The organism is Mucilaginibacter sp. (assembly GCF_028288205.1).
GTDB lineage: Bacteria > Bacteroidota > Bacteroidia > Sphingobacteriales > Sphingobacteriaceae > Mucilaginibacter.
The window spans coordinates 129,807-151,508 of the sequence record NZ_JAQBOD010000039.1; the positions used below are offsets into that span (position 1 = coordinate 129,807).

General features: G+C 38.8%; 23 protein-coding genes. 3 read left to right on the top strand and 20 right to left on the bottom strand.

Annotation, left to right across the window (positions count from 1 at the left end; all coding sequences use genetic code 11):
• Positions 1-9 precede the first annotated feature (9 nt).
• From JWR23_RS08595 to JWR23_RS08605, 3 genes are read right to left on the bottom strand one after another with little or no spacing between them, the layout of a single operon-like run.
• Positions 10-702: a response regulator transcription factor gene (locus tag JWR23_RS08595; RefSeq protein WP_299515307.1), complete on the bottom strand. Its 693-nt coding sequence runs from the start codon at positions 700-702 to the stop codon at positions 10-12.
• Between the two features lie 3 nt (positions 703-705).
• On the bottom strand, positions 706-2,352 hold the full coding sequence (locus tag JWR23_RS08600; protein WP_299515309.1) for a sensor histidine kinase KdpD: 1,647 nt from the start codon (positions 2,350-2,352) through the stop codon (positions 706-708).
• A 12-nt stretch (positions 2,353-2,364) separates the two neighbouring features.
• Complete coding sequence (locus JWR23_RS08605; protein ID WP_299515312.1) at positions 2,365-4,257, bottom strand: prolyl oligopeptidase family serine peptidase; 1,893 nt, start codon at positions 4,255-4,257, stop codon at positions 2,365-2,367.
• A 151-nt stretch (positions 4,258-4,408) separates the two neighbouring features.
• On the opposite strand from JWR23_RS08605, the gene JWR23_RS08610 reads away from it, so the two are divergent.
• Genes JWR23_RS08610 through rfbC form a run of 3 tightly spaced genes read left to right on the top strand, consistent with a single transcriptional unit; the run spans position 4,409 to position 7,118 of the window.
• Positions 4,409-6,217: a tetratricopeptide repeat protein gene (locus JWR23_RS08610; RefSeq protein ID WP_299515314.1), complete on the top strand. Its 1,809-nt coding sequence runs from the start codon at positions 4,409-4,411 to the stop codon at positions 6,215-6,217.
• A gap of 46 nt (positions 6,218-6,263) precedes the next feature.
• A complete protein-coding gene (locus tag JWR23_RS08615) occupies positions 6,264-6,566 on the top strand; it encodes a DUF4286 family protein (RefSeq protein WP_299515316.1) in 303 nt (100 codons plus the stop codon).
• A 3-nt stretch (positions 6,567-6,569) separates the two neighbouring features.
• A complete protein-coding gene (rfbC, locus tag JWR23_RS08620) occupies positions 6,570-7,118 on the top strand; it encodes a dTDP-4-dehydrorhamnose 3,5-epimerase (RefSeq protein WP_299515318.1) in 549 nt (182 codons plus the stop codon).
• Between the two features lie 131 nt (positions 7,119-7,249).
• On the opposite strand, the gene JWR23_RS08625 is transcribed toward rfbC, so the two are convergent.
• The 17 genes from JWR23_RS08625 to nrfD all read right to left on the bottom strand — a co-directional run bounded on the left by JWR23_RS08625 (position 7,250) and on the right by nrfD (position 21,700).
• Entirely contained in the window at positions 7,250-8,098 is an 849-nt protein-coding gene (locus JWR23_RS08625) for an OmpA family protein (RefSeq protein ID WP_299515319.1), read from the bottom strand.
• Positions 8,099-8,117: 19 nt separating this feature from the next.
• Positions 8,118-8,780, bottom strand: coding sequence for a DUF2461 domain-containing protein (locus JWR23_RS08630; RefSeq protein WP_299515321.1), 663 nt, complete (start codon positions 8,778-8,780; stop codon positions 8,118-8,120).
• Complete coding sequence (locus JWR23_RS08635) at positions 8,758-9,165, bottom strand: DUF983 domain-containing protein (protein WP_299515323.1); 408 nt, start codon at positions 9,163-9,165, stop codon at positions 8,758-8,760. Before JWR23_RS08635 ends, JWR23_RS08630 begins: the two co-directional genes overlap by 23 nt.
• Positions 9,166-9,200: 35 nt before the next feature.
• Positions 9,201-9,476, bottom strand: coding sequence for a hypothetical protein (locus JWR23_RS08640; RefSeq protein WP_299515325.1), 276 nt, complete (start codon positions 9,474-9,476; stop codon positions 9,201-9,203).
• Positions 9,477-9,526: 50 nt separating this feature from the next.
• Positions 9,527-10,102, bottom strand: a complete 576-nt coding sequence (locus JWR23_RS08645; RefSeq protein ID WP_299515327.1) for a DUF420 domain-containing protein — start codon at positions 10,100-10,102, stop codon at positions 9,527-9,529.
• An 82-nt stretch (positions 10,103-10,184) separates the two neighbouring features.
• Positions 10,185-10,844 carry an SCO family protein gene (locus tag JWR23_RS08650; protein ID WP_299515329.1) on the bottom strand — a complete coding sequence of 220 codons (660 nt, stop codon included), beginning with the start codon at positions 10,842-10,844 and terminating at the stop codon, positions 10,185-10,187.
• Between the two features lie 41 nt (positions 10,845-10,885).
• The gene (locus tag JWR23_RS08655; RefSeq protein WP_299515331.1) at positions 10,886-11,233 is read right to left on the bottom strand and encodes a cytochrome C oxidase subunit IV family protein; all 348 of its coding nucleotides are present in this window, start codon (positions 11,231-11,233) and stop codon (positions 10,886-10,888) included.
• Positions 11,234-11,256: 23 nt separating this feature from the next.
• Positions 11,257-11,979 carry a cytochrome c oxidase subunit 3 gene (locus JWR23_RS08660; RefSeq protein ID WP_299515333.1) on the bottom strand — a complete coding sequence of 241 codons (723 nt, stop codon included), beginning with the start codon at positions 11,977-11,979 and terminating at the stop codon, positions 11,257-11,259.
• A 25-nt stretch (positions 11,980-12,004) separates the two neighbouring features.
• Complete coding sequence (locus JWR23_RS08665; RefSeq protein WP_299515334.1) at positions 12,005-12,583, bottom strand: cytochrome c oxidase subunit 3; 579 nt, start codon at positions 12,581-12,583, stop codon at positions 12,005-12,007.
• A gap of 1 nt (position 12,584) precedes the next feature.
• Entirely contained in the window at positions 12,585-13,442 is an 858-nt protein-coding gene (gene cyoE / locus JWR23_RS08670; protein WP_299515336.1) for a heme o synthase, read from the bottom strand.
• Positions 13,439-14,500: a COX15/CtaA family protein gene (locus JWR23_RS08675; RefSeq protein ID WP_299515338.1), complete on the bottom strand. Its 1,062-nt coding sequence runs from the start codon at positions 14,498-14,500 to the stop codon at positions 13,439-13,441. Before JWR23_RS08675 ends, cyoE begins: the two co-directional genes overlap by 4 nt.
• Before the next feature lie 164 nt (positions 14,501-14,664).
• On the bottom strand, positions 14,665-16,548 hold the full coding sequence (locus tag JWR23_RS08680; RefSeq protein WP_299515340.1) for a cbb3-type cytochrome c oxidase subunit I: 1,884 nt from the start codon (positions 16,546-16,548) through the stop codon (positions 14,665-14,667).
• Positions 16,549-16,557: 9 nt separating this feature from the next.
• Positions 16,558-17,667 (bottom strand): cytochrome c oxidase subunit II, encoded by a 1,110-nt coding sequence (locus tag JWR23_RS08685; protein ID WP_299515342.1) that lies wholly within the window; start codon positions 17,665-17,667, stop codon positions 16,558-16,560.
• Between the two features lie 177 nt (positions 17,668-17,844).
• Positions 17,845-19,107: a quinol:cytochrome C oxidoreductase gene (locus JWR23_RS08690; protein WP_299515344.1), complete on the bottom strand. Its 1,263-nt coding sequence runs from the start codon at positions 19,105-19,107 to the stop codon at positions 17,845-17,847.
• A 12-nt stretch (positions 19,108-19,119) separates the two neighbouring features.
• Positions 19,120-19,704 carry a cytochrome c gene (locus JWR23_RS08695; RefSeq protein ID WP_299515346.1) on the bottom strand — a complete coding sequence of 195 codons (585 nt, stop codon included), beginning with the start codon at positions 19,702-19,704 and terminating at the stop codon, positions 19,120-19,122.
• Positions 19,688-20,224, bottom strand: coding sequence for a DUF3341 domain-containing protein (locus tag JWR23_RS08700; protein ID WP_299515347.1), 537 nt, complete (start codon positions 20,222-20,224; stop codon positions 19,688-19,690). The genes JWR23_RS08695 and JWR23_RS08700 overlap by 17 nt, the downstream gene beginning before the upstream one ends.
• Before the next feature lie 3 nt (positions 20,225-20,227).
• Positions 20,228-21,700 (bottom strand): NrfD/PsrC family molybdoenzyme membrane anchor subunit, encoded by a 1,473-nt coding sequence (nrfD, locus tag JWR23_RS08705; RefSeq protein WP_299515349.1) that lies wholly within the window; start codon positions 21,698-21,700, stop codon positions 20,228-20,230.
• Positions 21,701-21,702 lie beyond the last annotated feature (2 nt).

Here is a 21,702-nt window from a genome sequence, read left to right on the forward strand (position 1 = left end):
TACTTTCAACTACTGCACATAAGCAAACTTATACCCAATGCCCCTAACGGTTTGTAAAAATTGCGGGTAATCAGGGTTAGTTTCTATTTTTTTGCGAAGCCTTACAATGTGCATATCTAATGTGCGCGTATTTACATCGGCGTTATAGCCCCATACTTCCATCATTAACTCCTCGCGGTTAATTACCTTGTTCTTGTTTTTAAGGAAGTATAATAATATGCGGTTTTCTAATATCGTCAACTCAATTTTTTTACCATCACGTATCAGCAAATGCGTGTTTGGATGGTGCTCCATATTAGCAAAATGATACGTTTCAGATTTATCACTATTTAATGAAAATTTGATCTTATTATCTATCAGCGCTACCAGCACATCCATATTAAACGGTTTGGTCACATAATCAGACACGCCAAAGCCATAGGCCGATATTTTATCAATATCCTGCTGTTTAGCGGTTGTCATTATTACTACGCCATCAAATCCTTTAGCACGAATGTTACTACAAACTTCTGCACCCTGTTTACCGGGCAGCATCCAGTCTAACAATACAATATCAGGCTGCTCGGCCAGTATCATTGTTTCGGCTTCATCGCCATTACCGGCTTCTAAAACCTTATATCCTTCTGATTGTAAACGTTCGGCAACCAGGAAACGAAGGTTTTCATCGTCTTCAACCAGTACTATCTTTATTTCTTTATTCATAATCTAATTTTCGTATGGAAGTGTAACAATAAATTCTGATCCCTGGTCAACTTTACTTCGTACGGTTATATCGCCACCCATAAAATTAACCAGTTCTTTGCAAAATGCCAGGCCAAGCCCTACGCTTCCGTTTTGGTTATATTGGTTTTCTAATCTATAAAATTTCCTGAATATATTGTTCAATTCGTTTTTGGGTATGCCAATTCCTTTATCAATAAAAGAAAATATAATATTACGTTTTTCGAGCGTAATATTTATAAAAAGCTCTCTTTTTTCGGGGTGTGAGTATTTATAGGCATTTTCTATAAGGTTTTGAAATACACTGCCAAGCAATACCGTATCTGTATAGAATATATTCGCTTCGCTTATATTATAATTCAGTTTAAAATCAGGATATTTTATTTTAAAGGTATCAATATATCCTTTCACAAAGCTTTCAATTTTGATCTTATCTTTCTTTATGGTGATAGATTTGTTTTCTAACTGTGTGAATGATAATAGTTTGTTCATTAATTCATTCAGCTTATCGGCTTCTTCATCTAAAATCTTGCCATAATGCTTACGCTGGCGGTCTGTAAGCTCATTATCGCCTTTTAGGTTTGAGCCTGCAATTTTTATTACACTTACCGGTGTTTTAAACTCGTGCGTAAAGTTGTTTATAAAATCATATTGCAGTTTAAACAGCTTAAGGTTAACAGCCAGATTGCGGTAAATTAACCAGCCTATTAATACAAAAAAGAAATAGATCAAAAATATAATACCTCCAACGGGCATAAAACGGTGATCGATTTCAGGGATAAGAAAATCCCTGGGCGACCTAAAATATAATTTATAGTTAGCAAAGGCCCCTATAAGAGCAACCTCGCCCGTAATTGTGTTGGCACGGTCAATATCAGTAGGATCATAAATTATTTGCCTCAGCAATATGCTTTGGTATAGTTCGGGATGGGTATTTTTAATATTGAGCCTATGCGGATCAACATAAAAAACCATCATATTTTGCTGCTTGTAAAATGATTTGGTATGACCCGCTCTTAAAAGATCATGGTAAGTTTTTAACACCTCGGGGGTGGGTTCATTTAAAAAAATAATTTTACCGGGCCTTGCGTCATAAAATGTTTCGAAAGATACATCAGCCCGAGGGCCCTTCAAAGAATCGTACCCGGCAATATAATCGCTAAATTTATCAGCCATTTGCCTGAAATCGTTTTGATTGATCTCATCTTCGTTCTTCTGCCTCCTCGGCTTACCGTCTTTTGGGTAATATTGGTAAATTGATTTAAGAGATATGTTTAGGTTTTTCTTGTCAGCAAGCGCGCTATTTTGATTACCAACTACTATTTGATAAAAAACTATTTTGCTTACAAAATTAAAATTGTGAAAAACCGAATCGGTATAGTTGGCCGCCAATGCCGAATCAAGCAATCCGGAGTAAACGTTTATATCCTGTATCTTATTTGAAAAATCGGTATAAGAATTAATGATCTGGTCGGCAACGTTATTTTTTTTTGCCAAAAAATCATTCTCGACGGTTTGAGCCGTAAACTTGTAGGCCACTATTAATCCTATAATAAGGGTTAGTGTTACCAATATTAAAAAAGCAACAATAAGCGAAAAGTTTTTGCGGTATACGGTTTTAGAGCCCTTCATCACCTGTAGGGATTAAGGTTTAACCCGTATATTATTATCCAGGAACTTTTCAATATCAGCGTAGTTTTGCATTCGCCATTTTTCATTACCAACTGATCCGCGTTCGTTTTTATTTACAGAATATTTAACCTGTACGTTACGCTTTTGCAATTTACTAACATAATGGTTCATATCGTCCAAATTTGCACGCGGGTCTTTTGCATCCTGTGAAATAAAAAGTGGAACTACCGGTTTTTCGGGATGAAATGCCGGTGATATAGCCATTAATTGCGCGGCATCCTTTTCAGGATCGCCGATGGTTGCATACATTTTTTGCAAAAATGGCTTATAATAAGCCGGCGCGGTTTGTATATAAGTAAAAAAGCTTATCAACCCATTTTGCACCACTGCACAACTATATAAATGCGGATGAAAAGAAACGCCGTACAAGGCCGAAAAACCACCAAAGCCACGCCCGTATATAGCTATTTTTTTAGGGTTAGCTATTTTATTGGCAATGAGCCAATTTACACCATCAGTTATATCCTGCTGTATTTTACCGCCAATTTCTTTAAATCCGGCGCTATAAAAAGCTTTTCCATAACCTGATGAGCCCCGGTAATTAACTTGTAAAACCGCAAAACCACGATTGGCTAAAAACTGCACTTCGGGTTTATATTCCCATGAGTTACGCGCGCCAAAAGGCCCGTCGTGCGGCATAACCACTACCGGCAAATTAGTTTTATTATCGCCCAGCGGTAGTGTAAGATAACCGTTTATTATCAAGCCATCACTCGCTTTATAATGTATAGGTTGCATGGTACATAATTCATCGGGATTAATGTCCGAATTATCAGCCAATTTGATTAATTTATCAGTTACCCGCTCATATAGGTAAACCGAACCACGGCTACGATCTGTATAAGTTGTAACAATAAATTTTTTCTCTGCCGTGTCCCGGTCGGTAATATTTATTTCGCTTTCACCAAGTTGTTTAGACAGGTTATCGTATATGGTTTTAATATCCGCATTTAAAAAATGTTTCTTCGGTTTTGCTTCTTCCCATGCAGCTAATTCGAGGCGGTGTTTGCTCTTCGAATAATCTACCCGTTGTATATCTGACGTACCGCTTGAATAAATTACCCGTTCTTCTTTTCCATTTTCTGCATTTATCTCTACAAAAGCTGTTTTATCGCGCCCCACGTTTGATAATGCATAGAAATAATTTTTCACCCCTGTAAAAGCTATAGGTTTTACAGAGTTTTTGAAATTGTTTTTTATAATGGGATTAAACGGTGCATTATCATTAGCGCGGTATAATATAGTTTCATCAACACCATCTGATGCTTTTGCCAGTCGTATCCGGCCATCAGCATCCATTACCCATTCTGTTATGTTCCCGGGGTTCACCAGGTAGGGTTTCAACTCTCCATTTGTAACGTTCAGCCGGTACACATCAAAATTAGCCGAGTCTCGCTTATTCATTGAAATAGTTATAATATCAGGCGTAAGCTTATTTCTGCCTACCATCCTTACATTAACTTTTTCTTCAGACAGCAAGGGCCTTTTTTGCAAAGTATTAACATCCAATGCAAACATTAAATATACATTATGGGGTGTACCATCCAGGCTAAAAACAATCTGGTTATCAAATGTCCAGCTATAATCACCACGTACGGCAAAGTCGCTAAATGAGGTTGCCGCACGCTCTTTTCCATCAACAAGCGATTGGATAAAAAGATTTTGCTTAAGTTTATAATTCTTTAAATACGATATGTATTTTCCGTCCGGAGATATTTTAAAATTGGTTTTTTCGGGAGTTTTAAAAAATTCAACAATAGGAATTTCCTGAACTTTATTGCCCTGGCATGAGTATAAAGCAGCTATTAAAAAAAATAAAGATAAAACTCGCAGATTTCTTAACATAGATATCAAACTCCGGCTTATAATCAGGTAAATTATACATTTTACTTAGGCTTTTCAAAATGTCACTACAATTTTACCCTACTTAAGCGTTATATAAATAATCGTCAAAAATATACATCGGGTTTAATTTTTAAATAATTATTTTTAACCAATGAAACGGATATTGGTATTAGTTTTTTTTGCCATACTTAGCTGCACTAAGCTGTTTGCTCAAAGCGATGAGTTAGAGTTAGCAAAGCAGTATTATGCTAATGGTGAGCACGAAAAGGCACTTACTATATATCAAAAACTGTATAAGCAGGATAATGATGCCTATTACAATAGTTATGTTACTACATTGAGGGCGCTTAAAAAGTTTGATGAAGCAGAAGCCGCCACCAAAAAAATAATACGTAAGCACCCTAATGCTACAGAGTACACCATTACTTTAGGCTCCATTTATATCCAGCGCGGCGATACTGAAAAAGCTAACGCTTTATATGATGGTTTAATTAAAAGCCTTCCGGCCGACCAAAATGTTATTGCATCGCTTGCGGCTAAGTTTTACCAGGGCACTAATGCAGATTTTGCTATAAAAACATTTCAACAGGGGCGCAAGCTGTTGCATAATGATGATCTGTTTACGTATGAGCTGATAACGCTTTATCGCTTTAAAAGAAACAAACCAGAGCTTACCGAGGAGTATTTAAATATTTTGCCTAAAAATCCGCTTTTCCTTAGCCAGGCAGAAAATACATTTTCTACTTTATTTGAGGGCGAGGCTGATTATGATATGCTCAGGATAGCTTTGTTAAAACGGATACAAAAAGATCCGCAGCAAACCGTTTTTGTTAATTTGCTTACCTGGCAATTTTTACAACAAAAAGATTTTGGCCAGGCATTAAACCAGGCGCTGGCATTAAGCCGCAGAACAAATAGCGATGGCAGTGATGTATTTGATCTGTGCCGCACGCTGATAGCGAATGAAGCTTATGACGAAGCCATAAGGGGTTATGAGTATTTGATTGGCATGGGTAAAGACAAACCACTATATGCTGATGCGAGAATTGAGTTAATAAATACTAAAAACCTAAAGGTAACAGCGGGTAAATATGTACAAGGTGACCTGGTTGATCTTGAAAAAGATTATATAAACCTTATAACCGAGTTTGGCCGCAACAATATAACCGCTTTTGCCATGCAAAAACTGGCTAACCTGCAGGTATTTAAACTGCATAAGCTAAACGAGGCGCAAAAAGTACTGGAAGATGCTATAAATATTACCGAAATAAGGCCCAATTTACGTGCAGCCTGCAAGCTTGATCTTGGCGATATTTATTTGTTAAACAATCAGCCATGGGAGGCTACGCTGTTATATAGCCAGGTGGAAAAAGAATACCCTAACACTGCAATAGGCCAGGATGCTAAATTCAGGAATGCTAAGTTTGCTTATTATACCGGCGATTTTACCTGGGCAAAAGGGCAGTTGGATGTTTTAAAAGCAGCAACATCACAACTCATAGCTAACGATGCCCTTAACCTGTCGCTTTTAATTGCTGATAATATAGCAGTTGATACCAGCGGCAAGGCATTGCAAATGTATGCCCATGCTGATCTGCAAATATTTGCCGAACAACAGGATAAAGCCATAAAAATATTGGATAGTATAAATATTAAATATCCAAACAATGCTTTGAGCGATGATATATTAATGGCGAAGGCGCGTATTGCACTTCAGCAAAAAAACTATGCTGATGCAGCGGCTGATCTGAAAAAAATTATAGCCGAACATCCTACTGATCTTTGGGCAGATGATGCGGTTTTTATGCTGGGCGATATTTATGAAAACCAGCTTACCGACAAGGAACAGGCAAAAAATTATTATCAAAAAATTATAACTGATTATGGCGGCAGCCTTTTTATAAACGAGGCACGTAAACGTTTCAGGAAACTGCGGGGCGATAAGCCCGATGGTTTATAATTAAAAACTGTTAAGCCATATCAAGCCTTAATTTGTATTTTTGCACATGATCATATACAATGAAACCATTATTGTGGACGAAGCCATACATAAGCAATGGCTAAGCTGGATGCAAAACGAATACATCCCCATGGTAATGAAAAGCGGCCATTTTAAATCTTATAAAATATTGAATGTACTTGATTCGCCAAATGAAGGGGTTACTTATTGCATTCAGTATTTAACTGATAAACTGGAGCATTACAATAATTTTAACAAAAAACATTTACAAGATCTTCAAGCTATACATCAGCAAAAATTCGAGAACCAATTTGTGCTGTTTAATACTTTAATGCAAACAGTAGACTAAAAAATGAAAATTACAGAAACAAGTATTAAAGGATTAATGATAATTGAACCGCAGGTATTTAATGATGGCCGCGGATATTTTTTTGAAAGCTACAGCAAAACAAAGTTTGCCGCTGCCGGAATAACTACTGATTTTGTACAGGATAACCAATCTTTTTCGCATAAAGGTGCCATAAGAGGGTTACATGCACAATCTGCCCCGCATGCACAAGCCAAATTAGTGCGGGTGATACAGGGCCGGGTTTTGGATGTGGTTGTAGATGCCCGCAAAGACTCGCCCACTTATGGTAAATATGAAACCATTGAGTTAAGCGGTGATAACCAATTACAGTTTTTAATTCCCGAAGGATTTTTACATGGGTTTGCTACGCTGGAGGATAATACTATTTTTACCTATAAGGTGAATGACTATTATAGCAAAGAATGCGAGGTTGGTGTAAAATGGAACGACCCTACCCTTGCCATAAACTGGGGCATTGCAGAGCAGGATGCATTGATATCACCAAAGGATGCGGTATTGCCGGAGTTTGCGGGGTTTGTGAGCCCATTTTAGCCCCCTCTAAATGGCGTAGCCTTTATGAATGCCCTGAATAAAAAAATTAAATTTTGCTAAAGTCTCCCCTATCGGGGAGACTTTAGCAAAATTTTTAAAGCCCTCCCCTTCCGGGGAGGGTTGGGTGGAGCTTACTTCTTTATCAAATTATATAGCTCATCCAATTTAGGGCTAAGTACAATCTCTATTCTTCTATTTTTTGTACGGGCATCATTACTATCAGCCGGATCAATTGGCTGGTATTCGCTTTTACCTGTTGCGGTTAACCTGTGCGGATCTATCTTTTCAACCTCAGTTAAATAACGGGTAACAGATGTTGCACGCAGTACGCTCAAATCCCAGTTATCTTTTATCTGGCCAAGGTTAATTACTTTTTTATCATCGGTATGGCCTTCAACAGCCATATTAATATCCGGTTCTTTATTTAATACCGCGGCCAATTGTTTCAATGCCGCTTTACCTCGCTCATCTATCACAATACTACCCGATGGGAAAAGCAATTTATCAGTCAACGAAACATAAACCTTACCGTTCCTGATATCAACCGTTAAACCATTTTGCTGGAAACCCAGTAAAGCTTTTTGCAGCTTATCTTTTAAAGCATTGGTTGCCTCATCGCGTTTGCGCAATATATCTTCTACCTCTCTTAAGCGCTTCTCGCGTTTTTGCAGATCGCTTGATAATTGACTTACTTTAGATGATGCTGACCCATAGTTAGTATTCAATGCATCATAATTGCCTTTTAATGTAGTATAGCCGGCTTGTTGGTCTGCAAGGTCATGCCTTAACCCTGCCAATTCACGGTGTAGCCGTGCAGTATCGCTCTGTAGCTTTGCTAATTCTTCCTCTAAATTAGCCGAACGGCTAAACAACGAATCGCGTTGAGACAGCATTGCTTTATACTTTTTTGTGGATAATACCACGCACGAATGCAAGGTTATACTTAAAAACAGGGCGAATAAAAAATATTTTATTTTCATAGTATCGGGGGATTATAGGTTAAACAATTGCATTTCGTAAAAAAACATTAAGCGGGTATAGTTTGCTGCATATAGTGGCTACTTTCTCTGCACCGCCGTCACTCAACAGGTCCTTATCTTTTAGCGGGCAGCTAACAATAAAGCTTTTTAGTTTAAGTAATTCAATATTCTCATTATCGGCAGTATAATCACGCGGTAAGGTTTTCAGTTTATCCTGGTTTCTAAAATCGCCAAATAGTTTTACAAATTCCGGATCATTAATGATTGATAGCAGGTCATGAGCGTTATAATCAATTTCCTGACGTATAGCTTTTAAGTGTGCCGCTTCGGGCATCCAATATCCACCTGCTATAAATGATTTACCGGGTTGTACATGGAAATAATACTCGGCCCCGCCTAATTTAGTGCCTGAGGTTGGAATACTTACCCCAAAGTTATTTTTATAGGGCGTTTTATTTTTACTGAACCTGATGTCGCGGTAAATGCGCATAACACATTTTTTAGGATCAAGCTCTTCTGATACCGCCGGATCAAATTTATGGAGCAATTTAATAAGCCGGCCCGTAAAATCGATCATGTTTTCGCGGGCGGTATCATAGCGTTCTTTATTGGCCATGAACCACTCGCGGTTATTATTTTCAACAAGCTCTTTTAAAAAATCAAGTGTTTGCTGTTGTATCATCTACATCTAAATAAGGTTGATAATGTATTTTGGGCGATAACCAGTACAAAAGTAATACCCTCGAAGTTCTGAAAATTATAGGAGCCAATAAAAAGCATCCCCCAATAATAACCCCCGTGTATAACCATGGCGAAGTGGTATTGCCTGTAATAATATAGGTAAGCATGGCAATGGTAAATGATGTACCCACATTCAAGGCATAACTTACATACATAGCCGCGTAAAAGTAGCCGGGCTCAATTTCAAAGTGCATGCCGCAGCGCGGGCAATCAATATTAATACGGTTGCTGGTTAAACTATATATCCTGCCGCTAAACATATCTCCACGGCGGCAACGGGGGCATTTGGCATGTAACATTGCCCATGTTTTGGATGTTGTAGCCATGATATATTTAAGCCGGAGACAGGCTTTTTACCTGATTAGTTTAAATGAAGTTTTTCGTCGCGCATGTTAAGATCAACATTTTTACGGCGATATTTTTTATACCATATATAACCTACTATAGCAACCGCCAAATACGGGGCAGCCAGCAAATACATAATACCATGGTTCAATCCATTAGCTGTTGTACTGCCGCTTTTTGCGTTTGATTCGACCGAGGCTGTACACATGGCACATTGCGCGTTTACTGCTTCAACACTGCAAATCAGCATTCCTGCAACAAAAAGGATCAATAATATTCTATAGGCTTTCATTAGTACAAAATTAATCAATAATATCTGTCATTTCGAACGATAACTGCTATTTAGAAATGGTAATAAGGCGATATCAATATATATACAATTACCCCGGTAACAGTTACATATAACCATATAGGGAACGCCCATCTTACCAGTTTTTTATGCTTCGCTACCCGCATTTGCAAGCCATAGTAGAAGCTCAATAATATTAACGGCAATACCCCTGCCGCCAGTATAATGTGCGATGTTAAAATAGTTAGATAAATGGTACGCAGGTTACCAACGGCAGCAAGTTCCATTGGTGATAAAATTCCATCACCATCCAAATCGCCATATTTTGTATCCACTTTCATTAAATAATGAAACAAGATGTATGAAACCAGGAACAAAGATGACAAGCAAAAGGCCAGGATATTAATACGCTTATGCCAGGTAATATTTCCGTGAGTAATCAGGTATAATGATATAACCAGCAGCACGCTGCAGGTACCATTTAATAAAGCATTAAGCTTAGGTAAATACGGGGTAAATGATGGCAAAACTGCCGGGGTGGGCAATATTTTCATGCTGAGGATCAACACTACTGCAAATACAAACACAGACACTGCAGCTACAAAACGGAATATAATTTTATCAGTCATAATTTTTTGTCTGAACCGCTGATTCGTATGATTAGCGGATTAATATGATTTTTTATTATTTGCTTAACATTTGTCTCACCACTCAATAAAGCGGTTTATCGTTCTTGCGCAGCTCTTCGGCTATCAGTACTTTAATTTCATCATTAAGCTTGGTAAGGTCATTGTTTGATGTGCCTGAATAATAGCCCCTGATGCGTTTTTCTTTATCAATTAATATCAACTTATCACTATATATAAAATCATCGTTACCGGCCTTTATAGCATTAACCAAAAAACCTTTACGGGCCAACGGATATATTACTGAGGTATCGCCGGTTAAAAACAACCACTTTATACCCGGCGGGTTATATTGTGCCGAATATTTTTTTAACACCGCTACCGAGTCCCTTTGCGGATCGACCGTAATAGAGGCAAAACAAACCATGTTGTTCTTGGCATAATCTGATAGTAACGCGTTAACATTTTTATTTATGGTATTACAAACCGACGGACAGTGTGTATAAAAAAAGCTGGCTACAAATATTTTATCGTCAAAACTTTTAGCGGTTACTATATTGCCGTTTTGGTCATATAATTTAAAATCAGGTAATTGATGATATATTGTATCAGGAATAACCTTACCATGAAATTTATGACTGGTTTTGGCCAGCTGCTTTGGCCCGAAAAACGGAAGCGGCTTATAGCGGTTCTTACCTTCGGCGGTTAGCAAATAATATAAAAATCCCGGTAATGCTAATATCATTACCAGGATTATAATTTTTTTTACTGTGCTTAAATTACCCATTACAACCTCAGATCAATCCAGTGGTGACTTTCGTTCGTCAATACCAGGATCAAACCGATGATGAAAAGAATAGGCACCAATATGGCGTAAACCAGGCCTACTCTTTCAAACTTTAGGTGCATAAAATAAGCAACAATATAAAATGCTTTTAACAACGTTAAAACAATATATACCGGGTTTGCAACATTGCCGGGAATGATACCCTTAGGCACCATATATAATGCAATTATAAATTCAATTGTAGTAATGCCCAGCAACACAAAAAATACGTTCCATATTTTTTTGCGGGTCATTGTATCGTGTTCACCATGTTCTTCGTGATGAACTTCTGTAGGTTCTGATGACATATATAATATGTTAAGATGTTGTTTTAAACTAAATAAAAGAAAGTAAATACAAATACCCATACAAGGTCTACAAAGTGCCAGTAAAGGCCAACTTTTTCTATCATTAAATAGCTGCCGCGTTTTTCGTACGTGCCAACCAATACATTAATGGTGATAATGATGTTAATGATAACCCCGCTAAATACGTGGAAACCGTGAAAACCTGTTATAGTAAAGAATAAATTAGCAAACTGGTGTGCAGATGTTTGTTGTGCTGCTAATGTACCACCGGTAAAAAACTCTTTTAAAGTTTCTGTATTAGTTGGTATGCTTGACCACCAAAAACCTTCGCTGTGTAAGTGGTTCCACTCTAATGCCTGGCAACCCAAAAACATAAACCCACCAATAATAGTAAATATCATCCACATGATAACTTCCTTCTTTGAGTTACGGTGGCCGGCCTCAACAGCCAATACCATAGTAACAGAGCTCATGATAAGGATAAAGGTCATTAATCCTACAAACACTAATGGAGCGCCATGCTCAACTAACCCGGGGATTGACTGAAATATTTTATCAGCGCCCGGCCAGGTACTTGCGCTAAAGCGTAAGGCTCCGTAAGAGATCAATAATGAAGAAAAGGTAAATGCATCCGAAAGGAGGAAAAACCACATCATCATTTTACCATACTCAACATTAAACGGAGATCTTCCTCCCGACCATGGTGTTGTTTTTATTTCATCAATTTGTGATACTGTTGCGCTCATTTGTAATTAGTATAGCGTTATTAAATTATTGGTTCAAAAGTAAAAAAACATACAGATAAATCCATATAATATCTAGAAAATGCCAAAAAATAGATGTCATTTCCATTCTATATAAATTTTTAACCTGTGGTATACGTTTAATACTGCCTTTTAGCGCGCTTATTAACCATATAAGGCCGCCAATAACATGCAGTAAATGTGTAAATGTCATTACATAAACAAATGACCGTGTTGCATTTGGATCTACCAGGTATATTTGCATTTTGTAGGCCAATATATACCAGCCATATACCTGTAATAATAAAAAGCCTACACCCAGGCCTATGGTTATCCACAATAGCATTTGTTGTTTTTCAAATTCTAATCGCTTTGCGGCCCTTGATGCAAAAAATAAGGTAACACTGCTTGCTATCAATACTATGGTGCTATACCTGAATGAACTTGGCAATATCACACTAAGCCCATGGCCGCTCCCTCCGCTATAAACTATAAACCCGCTGGTAAGAGCCGCAAAAAGCATAAATGATGTGAATATAAAAATCCACATTACAAATTTTTTGGCATTTAAGTTTATCCTATCTTCTTGTTGTATTTGAGCCATCATCTCACTTTCCTATAAAATCAAATAAAAACATTAATTGCACTACCGGCAAATAAAAAAACGAACCGAACATTAACTTACGTGCCGATTCTATTTGCAGCGTACGTAATAACATTGCTGCCTGGTATAAAAATATAAGGCTGCACACTAAAGATACAGCGCCCACATAATAACCGCCATAGCCGTAAATGGTTGGTAGTAAACTTACCGGTAACAATATCAGTGTAAATATAAAAGTAATTACAGCGCTGGCACGGTCTCTTTTTTGAGTTGGCAGTAGCCTAAAGCCTGCCAGCTTATAATCATCATCCAACACCCAGGCAATTGCCCAAAAATGCGGGAACTGCCATACAAACTGTATCCCAAACAATATTAAAGCTATACTATCTATTTTACCATGTGCGGCAACGTAACCAATAAGCGGTGGCAACGCGCCCGGGATAGCGCCCACAAACACCGCAATTGGCGATTTTTGTTTTAACGGCGTATAAGCAAAGGCGTATAATATAATAGAGAATACGGATAGCAACCCGGTTAAAATATTAAGCCCGCCCAGTAAATAAGTACCGGCCATAGCCATGCCTAAACCTAACACCAGGGCTTGTCCGGTGTTCATACGGCCCGCGGGTATTGGGCGATCCATGGTGCGTTTCATTAACTTATCAAGGTCCTTCTCAATAATCTCATTAAAACAGTTAGCTGCTGATGTTACCAAAAAGCCGCCGATGATGAGTTTTACCCAATCGGCCCAAATAATTATACCGTTTTCTTTACTGCCGATAAGGAATGATATGGAAGCAGAAAATACCACTAAAAAGGTTAACCTTAATTTTATCAGTTTTGAAAAATCACTCCACTTCATTTGCGCCCCCCTTGTAAATTAACTGATTGATATAAATTCAACATCAAATAAAACTGGGCGCCAAATACCAAGCTTGCCAATAAAATGTGTGCAGCCTGCGCAACCGGAGGCAATGCAAAATAAGACAACATTATACCCGTTACAATTTGTAAGGCAATCATTAAAAAGGTAAAACTCATTATTTGCTGCTGTAACGAATGCCTGTTAAAGGTACGACGTATCAACGCGTATAATACTACGTTAATAAACAGCACTAATACAGCTACGTCTCTATGCTGCGCAAAGATATCGCCGGCATCCTTGATCCAGTCAGACCGGTAGCCGTTCTGCAGCCTTGTTGATACCGCGTCAATTCTCTCTCGTACCTGGGCACCAAAAGTTATTTGCAATATGCTTATTATCAAGGCAAACAAAGTAACAATATGCGTTATTGGGTTTACCTGCAATTTCGGCCGGCCGTAAACTCTTGCTAAATGGTAGGTAGTAATGCTTATAGCTAATATGGCTAATGCCAGCAATAAGTGCACGGTTATTATCCAGGCCACTAAATTGGTTGATACTACAATAGAGCCCAGCCATGCCTGGAAACCTATCAGCACTAAATTAAAAACAGATAAAAAAGGTATTAGCTTATTGGTATCGCTATAGCTGAATGAATAGATAGTGGCCAATAATAAAAATATGCCTGATACAGCGCCAATTAAACGATTAATATATTCCGTCCAGGTTTTAGCTACGTTAAATTCTTCAGGAATTAGTATGGATTTATCTTCGCGCAAGCGGCGGGCCAAATCACTGTAACCAAATACATCAAGCGTTTTGGCAAAGCGTTGGTTCTTAGCCAAACGGCCGGCAACATATTTCTCTTTATAATTAGCCGGAAGATCTGATGCGGTAACAGGTGGTATATATCCGCCGAAGCATTTGGGCCAGTCTGGGCAACCCATGCCAGAGCCGGTACTGCGTACTACCCCGCCTGCTAATATTAATACAAAAAGCAGAACAACACTTAAAAAGTTAATTTTTTGAAATCTGATTTTTGATGCGGCTCTGTTCATCTAAATATTTCTAACAAATTAGGGTAGCTGTAGCCTTAAGTCCAAAGTCTGCAGTCTTGAGTCTGAAGTAAGTCAAAACTTATTGACTAAAGACTTATGACTTAAAACTTAGGACTTAAAAAAGGTACAGATACCCTAAAAGATCAGATCGGTAAAGTGTTATATTATTTTACTTCTTCGTTAGCTTTTTGTGTACTTGTCCACTTGTTAAGCTCATCCATTCCTGCAGGGTTATCTTCAAAATCATGCGGCAGGTTTGAGCTCATTGTTTGTGAAAAAGGAGTTGTTTGTAGTATAAAGTCTTCTTCTGCTCCTGGTTTGCTATAATCATACGGCCAACGGTAAACAGTTGGTATTTCGCCCGGCCAGTTGCCATGTATATGCTCAACAGGTGTTGTCCATTCCAATGTATTTGCCTGCCATGGGTTTTGAATAGCTTTTTTACCCCAGAAAATAGAATGTATAAAGTTGTATAAGAATGCAACCTGCGCACAGGCCGACATAATTGCCGCCCATGTAATAAACATATTTACTGATAACCAGCGCTGCATTGAAGCAAACTCGGTAAAGGCATAGTAACGGCGTGGCACGCCATCAAGGCCCATAAAGTGCATTGGGAAGAATACAAGGTAAGCACCTATAAAGGTTAACCAAAAGTGCAGGTAGCCTAATTTCTCGTCCATCATTTTACCAAACATTTTAGGGAACCAGTGATATACACCGGCAAGCATCCCGAAAATAGCTGCCGACCCCATTACCAGGTGGAAGTGGGCAACAACAAAGTAAGTATCGTGCAGGTTAATATCTAAAGCGGCGTTACCTAAAAATATACCGGTTAAACCACCTGATATAAAGAAAGACACCATGCCAATAGCGAATAACATAGCAGGTGTGAACCTGATATTTCCGCGCCAAAGGGTAGCCAGCCAGTTAAAGGTTTTTACTGCTGATGGTACCGCGATGATTAATGTAGTGATCATGAACACACCACCCAAAAACGGATTCATACCGGTGATGAACATATGGTGACCCCATACGATGAAAGATAGTACAGTTATACCAATTAATGAATAAACCATCGCGTGGTAACCAAAAATAGGTTTACGTGAATTTACAGACATAATCTCGGACGAGATACCCATTGCCGGCATAATTACGATATATACTTCCGGGTGGCCCAGGAACCAGAATAAGTGCTGAAACAATATTGGGCTACCGCCTTCAAAAGGCATTACCTGTCCATTAACAACAATGTCTGATAAATAAAAGCTTGTGCCAAAGCTACGGTCGAATATTAACAATACTACACCTGCAACTAATACAGGGAATGATAATACACCAAGAATAGCTGTTAAGAAAAACGCCCATATAGTTAAAGGCATTTTCCAAAGGTCCATACCTTTTGTACGCATGTTTAATACGGTACTTACATAGTTTATACCACCCATTAGGGATGATGCCACAAAGCATACCATACTAATTAACCACAACGTCATACCCATGCCCGAACCCTTCATAGCAGTAGGCAAGGCAGATAGCGGCGGATAAATGGTCCATCCCGGTCCTGCCGGGCCCTTTTGTATAAAGAATGATGACAGCATGATAACGCATGCAGTTAAGAAAAACCAGTAAGACAACATATTAATGAATGGCGAAGCCATATCACGTGCGCCTACCTGTAACGGTATTAATAAGTTACTGAAAGTACCGCTTAAGCCGGCAGTTAATACAAAGAACACCATGATAGTACCATGTATGGTAACTAACGACAGGTAAAACTCGGGGTCCAAACGTCCCTCAGGAGCGAAACGGCCCAATAATGTTTCTAATAATGGAAATGCTTTATCAGGATATGCTAATTGTATCCTGAATAAGATAGACAATAGCATGGCAATAACGGCCATAGTAATACCTGTTATCAGGAATTGCTTGGCAATCATCTTGTGATCCTGGCTAAAAACGTATTTAGTAAGGAAAGTATCGTGGTGATGCTCGTGACCCTCTTCGTGGTGTACTACTCCGTGATCGTGAACTGATAATGTTGACATAATCGCTAATTAATTGTTTAACGCTAACCTATTTTGTGAAATGTTTTTATTCTGACCTGCTTGCGCGAGCTTTAGTTCCTTCATTAACGGATAAGTTAAATAAGGCTTTTGCTTGGCTATCCATTGGCGGTATTCGCCTTCGGTAACCACACGCACTACTTTTTGCATGTTGTAATGGCTTCCACCGCATATTTTGTTGCAATAAAGCAGGTATTCAAATTTAGGGTCGTCTACCTTTCTGCGCATTTCTGCTGTAGTAATGGTAGGTATAAATTTGAAGTAGGTTGGTAAGCCCGGCACCGCGTTTTGCTGTACCCTGAAGTGCGGCAAATAAACGCTATGTATCACGTCCTGAGAAAATATGTTTAAGCGTACTGTTTTATTTACCGGCAATACTAAAGTATCTGCCTGTAAATCATCAAAGCTGTGTTTATCTTTATAATCAATACCTAATTTGTTGCTGCCAACAATAAGCCTGAAATTTTTCTTTCCTAATATACCATCAGTACCCGGGTAACGTATTTCCCATGCAAACTGGTGGCCGGTAATATCAATGTTTATTGAGGCTGGCCCACCCTTTAGGTCAGAGCTGTTTTCAACTTCCTGCCAGGTAAAGAAACCGAAGATAACCAACACCGTTAACACAACAGCCGGAACAATTGTCCAAATTTTTTCGATGGTGTTATTGTGAGGTAAAAAGTAAGCCCTGCGTTTTGCAGAATGCCTGTACCTAAACAGAAACGTAAATAACAATATCTGGGTAATAACAAATACTATCATGGTGATGATAGTGGTTGTTAAAAACATGCTATCTATTTTTATACCGTGTTTTGAAGCAGCTTCGGGTAATGACATGCTACCCTGTACGGTAAATTCCCAATAAGCACCAATCATTCCTGCTATCAGGAATATGATACAAATTATACCCATTACATTGTTCCAATGGATACCTTTTTTGCCTTGTATCTGCTGGCTAAGGTCATAAACCTTTAATATTTTACCTACAACAGCTATTGATATTGCCAGTAAAAAGAAAAGCAGTACATAATAACCTACACTTAACCAGTCAACACCGGGTTTATCGGCGGTAGTAGCAGAAGCAGTTTCGGTTTGTGCCATTAACACGTTTGTGCCCAAAAGCATAAACATCGCTAAAAGCGCAAATAACTTCTTAGAATTTTTCACGAGTGGTTTGCTCTCAGAGGTGTTCAAGAGGGCTCCGCCGTTTATTAGTTGTTTGAATGCCATTGTATTGGTTGTTTGGTATTCTTTATTTTGTTGCAAATTTAACAATTATTATATGTGATGATGTAAGCTCTCCTGCAGGAAAGGATGATTTTTAGGCACAAGCGATTTGAACTTGCTTAACGCGTTGAAAAGCAAGAAGGTAAATAATCCGGCAAATCCAATAAAAATTCCAATCTCTTCTACACCTAAACCACGGCCCTCTGCACCTACAGTAGCAGGCATTATCATCATGTAGTAATCAAGCCAGTGACCCAGTATTAAAATAATACAGGCTGCTTTTAGCACACCTACGGCACGTTTTGAATCGCGGGCCATTAATACTAAGAACGGTGCTAAAAAATTCACTACTATATTTAACCAGAACCATGGTTGAAACTCAGGTTCCCATCTCTTATAAAAATAAGCGGCTTCTTCAGGTATATTGGCGTAATAGATCAACAGGAACTGTGCAAACCACAAATAGGTCCAGAATATAGAGAAACCAAACATCAGCTGGCCCAGATTATGCAAATGATCTACAGTGATCCAGGTAAAATACCCTTGTTTCCTCAGGTAAATAATAACCAGCGTAATTACTGCTAAACCACTTACCCACATAGCTGCAAAGTTATACCAGCCAAACATGGTAGAGAACCAATGCGCGTCTAAAGACATGATCGTATCAAACGCGAATAACGGTACAGTAAAACCAAATACTACCAGGAATGCACAAGCTACATTAAAGCTCTTTTTGTAATTGAACATACCGCCCAATTCATCCTCATTGTTTGAGTATTTTACCAGCAACAAGCCTAATATGCTATAAGCAAGCAGATAAAACGCTAAACGGATAAAGAAGAAAGGAATATTTAAGTAGTCTGATTTACCTGCAATTACAGCATCATAAGTTTCGCTGCCCTTTATTGTAATACCTTTTAATGCCCATTCTTTATATAAGTAAGGGGCGGTTACATGTTGATGAGCCTCTTCGGTAATTACCGGGTGCGTAAAGTATAAGCCTGCGCCAATAATTAACAGTAATATAACTGCGGCATAAGGTAATACTTTTACAAATGCCTGCGGTACACGTAATAATGAAGCAGACCAACCGGCCTGTGCAGCATATTGTAATGCACAAAAGAATATGCCGGCAATACAAACACAGGTAAAGTAATAACCCATTAGCAACAAGTTTGCAAATGTGCGTTCACCATGATTAGTAAGGAATCCGAACGCTATGGCAATAATGCCTACAACTACAGCTATCAGGCTCCATGTTTTTGCCTTACCGTTAAATTCAAATTGTTCGTTAAAACTATTATGAGTTTCCATTAAATTCAATTCTTATAAAGTTTGTAAATGGTGAACATACAGTACTACTTTCCAACGCTCTTCAGGTGACAATTGCGAAGCATATGAGCCCATAGCGTTCAAACCATAAGTAATAGTATGATATATTTTACCATCAGTTAGATCTTTCATAGCACCCCCACGTGATGATTGGCCCTTTGAGTATGACGGCGGTGGCGGAAAGCCATGCGTTGTCACTATACCATCACCCTGCCCGGTTACTCCATGGCATGGTGAGCAAAAGGTTATAAACAATGCCTTACCATCTTCCATGTTTTTGGCAGTTGGCTGTAACAAGTTTTTAACCTCTAAGCTTGCCGCTGCATAACCCTCGGTAGTGTTAGGATAATCAAATCTTGTAAAACCAATTGGCGTAGTGCCTGCCGGTGGTAACTGTGCTGTTTTACCATCCTTAAAATTCGGATTCTTCTGATCCGGATCATAAGCAATGTGTTCATACATATTGGGGGCATATTCCCAACCGGTACTTCTCTTACTATCGCATGATGTAACTACAATCGATGCAGTAATAGTGATAACCGCTAAACCCAATATTCTAAATTTATTCATAGCTAACATATTTTCTGTCGTTATGCTTAACTTCAACTGCTCCCGCTTCTTTTAGTAAATTAGTGATGTCCTCATGAGGAGTATTACCTTTTGCATCAATGGCTATAACAAACCTGTCATTAGTTGCTCTCAGGTCCATAACCCTTGGCGCGCGGCCCGGGAAAAGGTGTGTAGCATAAAAGAAGGTAAAGGTCATACCAAAAGCGGCAAATAATACAGACCACTCAAATGTAACCGGGATAAAATCCGGAACGGCAAAGTGTGGCTTACCACCAATATTCATAGGCCAGTCATGCGCCAGGAAGTAATAAACCAGGCTTAATATGGTTGTACCGCCTACACAGCCAAACATAAAAGCTGCATAACCTAAGCGTGAATCTTTTATCCCTAATTTTGCCTCAATACCGTGTATTGGCATTGGGGTATACACATCATAAATAGGGATGCTGTTTTTTTGTAGTTTGTCGATCCCGTGCATCATTTCATCGGGATCATCAAAAAGGCCTAAAATAAATTTCGTGCTGCTCATAGTTTATGCGTTTTCGTATTCTGATACATCAACACTATCAAATTTTATTAAATTTTCTTTGTAGAATTCTACCTGCGACGGATCAAGGTGTCCTTCTTCAATTTGTTTGCGTTTACCGTGCTCGCTTTGTTCTTTCAATAACAGTTTCACCTCGGCCATTGCTATAGCAGGCAATACACGGATAAATAACAGGAATAAGGTAAAAAATACACCTATCGATCCGATGAATACTGATACATCAATCCAGGTTGGGTAAAACATGGCCCAACTTGATGGTATATAATCGCGGTGTAATGAGGTTACGATGATAACAAAACGCTCGAACCACATACCTATGTTTACAATGATGGATAGTACCCATGACATTGCGATATTGGTACGTACCTTTTTAAACCACATTACCTGGGTCATTAATACGTTACAGCCATACATCATACAAGCTGCCCACCAGTACGGGCCAATAAACCTGTTAAGGAAGGTATATTGTTCATACTCGCCACCAGAGTAATAAGCGATAAAGAATTCTGTAATATAAGCCACACCTACTACCGAACCTGTTACAAGTATGATCTTGTTCATTGATTCAATATGGAACATGGTAATATAGTTCTCTAATCCTAATACTTTACGGGTAACTAATAATAAGGTTTGCACCATGGCAAAACCAGAGAAGATAGCTCCTGCAACGAAATATGGAGGGAAAATGGTAGTATGCCATCCCGGCTCTAATGATGTTGCAAAGTCCATTGATACAATGGTGTGAACCGATAGTACCAGCGGTGTAGATATACCTGCTAATATTAATGATACGGTTTCAAAACGCTGCCAGGTTTTTACTGAGCCCGTCCATCCGAAAGATAATACAGAATATATTCTGCGGTACCAGCCTGTTCCGCGGTCACGTATGGTAGCTATATCAGGCAATAAACCTGTGTACCAGAATACTAATGATACCGAGAAATAAGTTGAGATCGCGAATACGTCCCAAATCAGCGGCGAGTTAAAGTTAACCCATAACGAGCCGTATTGGTTAGGCAATGGTAAGCAATATAGTGCCATCCATGGGCGGCCCATGTGCGATACTACGTAAGTAGCAGCGCAAATTACCGCGAAGATGGTCATCGCTTCTGCCGAGCGGTTAATAGAGTTACGCCATTTTTGACGGAACAGTAATAATACTGCCGAGATCAATGTACCGGCGTGACCAATACCTACCCACCACACGAAACCGGTGATATCCCAGGCCCATCCTACTGTTTTGTTTAATCCCCACGAGCCTATACCGTACCAAAATGTCCAGCTTACAGCAAACACCCAAAGGCAAGCGCCTAATGATGCAACCGTAAAGCCTATCCACCAGGCTTTGTTGGGCTTATTTTCAACAGGGAACAAAACATCATCTGTAACTTTGGCATAGGTTATATCCTTGCCTGTAACCAGCGGTTCCCTTATAATTGATTCTTTATGAGATGCCATAT

What these genes read in the sequence shown, in the direction of transcription:
- JWR23_RS08595 (WP_299515307.1), bottom strand. Translation starts at nt 702, where the DNA reads ATGAATAAAGAAATAAAGATAGTACTGGTTGAAGACGATGAAAACCTT.
- JWR23_RS08600 (WP_299515309.1), bottom strand. Translation starts at nt 2,352, where the DNA reads ATGAAGGGCTCTAAAACCGTATACCGCAAAAACTTTTCGCTTATTGTT.
- JWR23_RS08605 (WP_299515312.1), bottom strand. Translation starts at nt 4,257, where the DNA reads ATGTTAAGAAATCTGCGAGTTTTATCTTTATTTTTTTTAATAGCTGCT.
- JWR23_RS08610 (WP_299515314.1), top strand. Translation starts at nt 4,409, where the DNA reads ATGAAACGGATATTGGTATTAGTTTTTTTTGCCATACTTAGCTGCACT.
- JWR23_RS08615 (WP_299515316.1), top strand. Translation starts at nt 6,264, where the DNA reads ATGATCATATACAATGAAACCATTATTGTGGACGAAGCCATACATAAG.
- rfbC (WP_299515318.1), top strand. Translation starts at nt 6,570, where the DNA reads ATGAAAATTACAGAAACAAGTATTAAAGGATTAATGATAATTGAACCG.
- JWR23_RS08625 (WP_299515319.1), bottom strand. Translation starts at nt 8,098, where the DNA reads ATGAAAATAAAATATTTTTTATTCGCCCTGTTTTTAAGTATAACCTTG.
- JWR23_RS08630 (WP_299515321.1), bottom strand. Translation starts at nt 8,780, where the DNA reads ATGATACAACAGCAAACACTTGATTTTTTAAAAGAGCTTGTTGAAAAT.
- JWR23_RS08635 (WP_299515323.1), bottom strand. Translation starts at nt 9,165, where the DNA reads ATGGCTACAACATCCAAAACATGGGCAATGTTACATGCCAAATGCCCC.
- JWR23_RS08640 (WP_299515325.1), bottom strand. Translation starts at nt 9,476, where the DNA reads ATGAAAGCCTATAGAATATTATTGATCCTTTTTGTTGCAGGAATGCTG.
- JWR23_RS08645 (WP_299515327.1), bottom strand. Translation starts at nt 10,102, where the DNA reads ATGACTGATAAAATTATATTCCGTTTTGTAGCTGCAGTGTCTGTGTTT.
- JWR23_RS08650 (WP_299515329.1), bottom strand. Translation starts at nt 10,844, where the DNA reads ATGATATTAGCATTACCGGGATTTTTATATTATTTGCTAACCGCCGAA.
- JWR23_RS08655 (WP_299515331.1), bottom strand. Translation starts at nt 11,233, where the DNA reads ATGTCATCAGAACCTACAGAAGTTCATCACGAAGAACATGGTGAACAC.
- JWR23_RS08660 (WP_299515333.1), bottom strand. Translation starts at nt 11,979, where the DNA reads ATGAGCGCAACAGTATCACAAATTGATGAAATAAAAACAACACCATGG.
- JWR23_RS08665 (WP_299515334.1), bottom strand. Translation starts at nt 12,583, where the DNA reads ATGATGGCTCAAATACAACAAGAAGATAGGATAAACTTAAATGCCAAA.
- cyoE (WP_299515336.1), bottom strand. Translation starts at nt 13,442, where the DNA reads ATGAAGTGGAGTGATTTTTCAAAACTGATAAAATTAAGGTTAACCTTT.
- JWR23_RS08675 (WP_299515338.1), bottom strand. Translation starts at nt 14,500, where the DNA reads ATGAACAGAGCCGCATCAAAAATCAGATTTCAAAAAATTAACTTTTTA.
- JWR23_RS08680 (WP_299515340.1), bottom strand. Translation starts at nt 16,548, where the DNA reads ATGTCAACATTATCAGTTCACGATCACGGAGTAGTACACCACGAAGAG.
- JWR23_RS08685 (WP_299515342.1), bottom strand. Translation starts at nt 17,667, where the DNA reads ATGGCACAAACCGAAACTGCTTCTGCTACTACCGCCGATAAACCCGGT.
- JWR23_RS08690 (WP_299515344.1), bottom strand. Translation starts at nt 19,107, where the DNA reads ATGGAAACTCATAATAGTTTTAACGAACAATTTGAATTTAACGGTAAG.
- JWR23_RS08695 (WP_299515346.1), bottom strand. Translation starts at nt 19,704, where the DNA reads ATGTTAGCTATGAATAAATTTAGAATATTGGGTTTAGCGGTTATCACT.
- JWR23_RS08700 (WP_299515347.1), bottom strand. Translation starts at nt 20,224, where the DNA reads ATGAGCAGCACGAAATTTATTTTAGGCCTTTTTGATGATCCCGATGAA.
- nrfD (WP_299515349.1), bottom strand. Translation starts at nt 21,700, where the DNA reads ATGGCATCTCATAAAGAATCAATTATAAGGGAACCGCTGGTTACAGGC.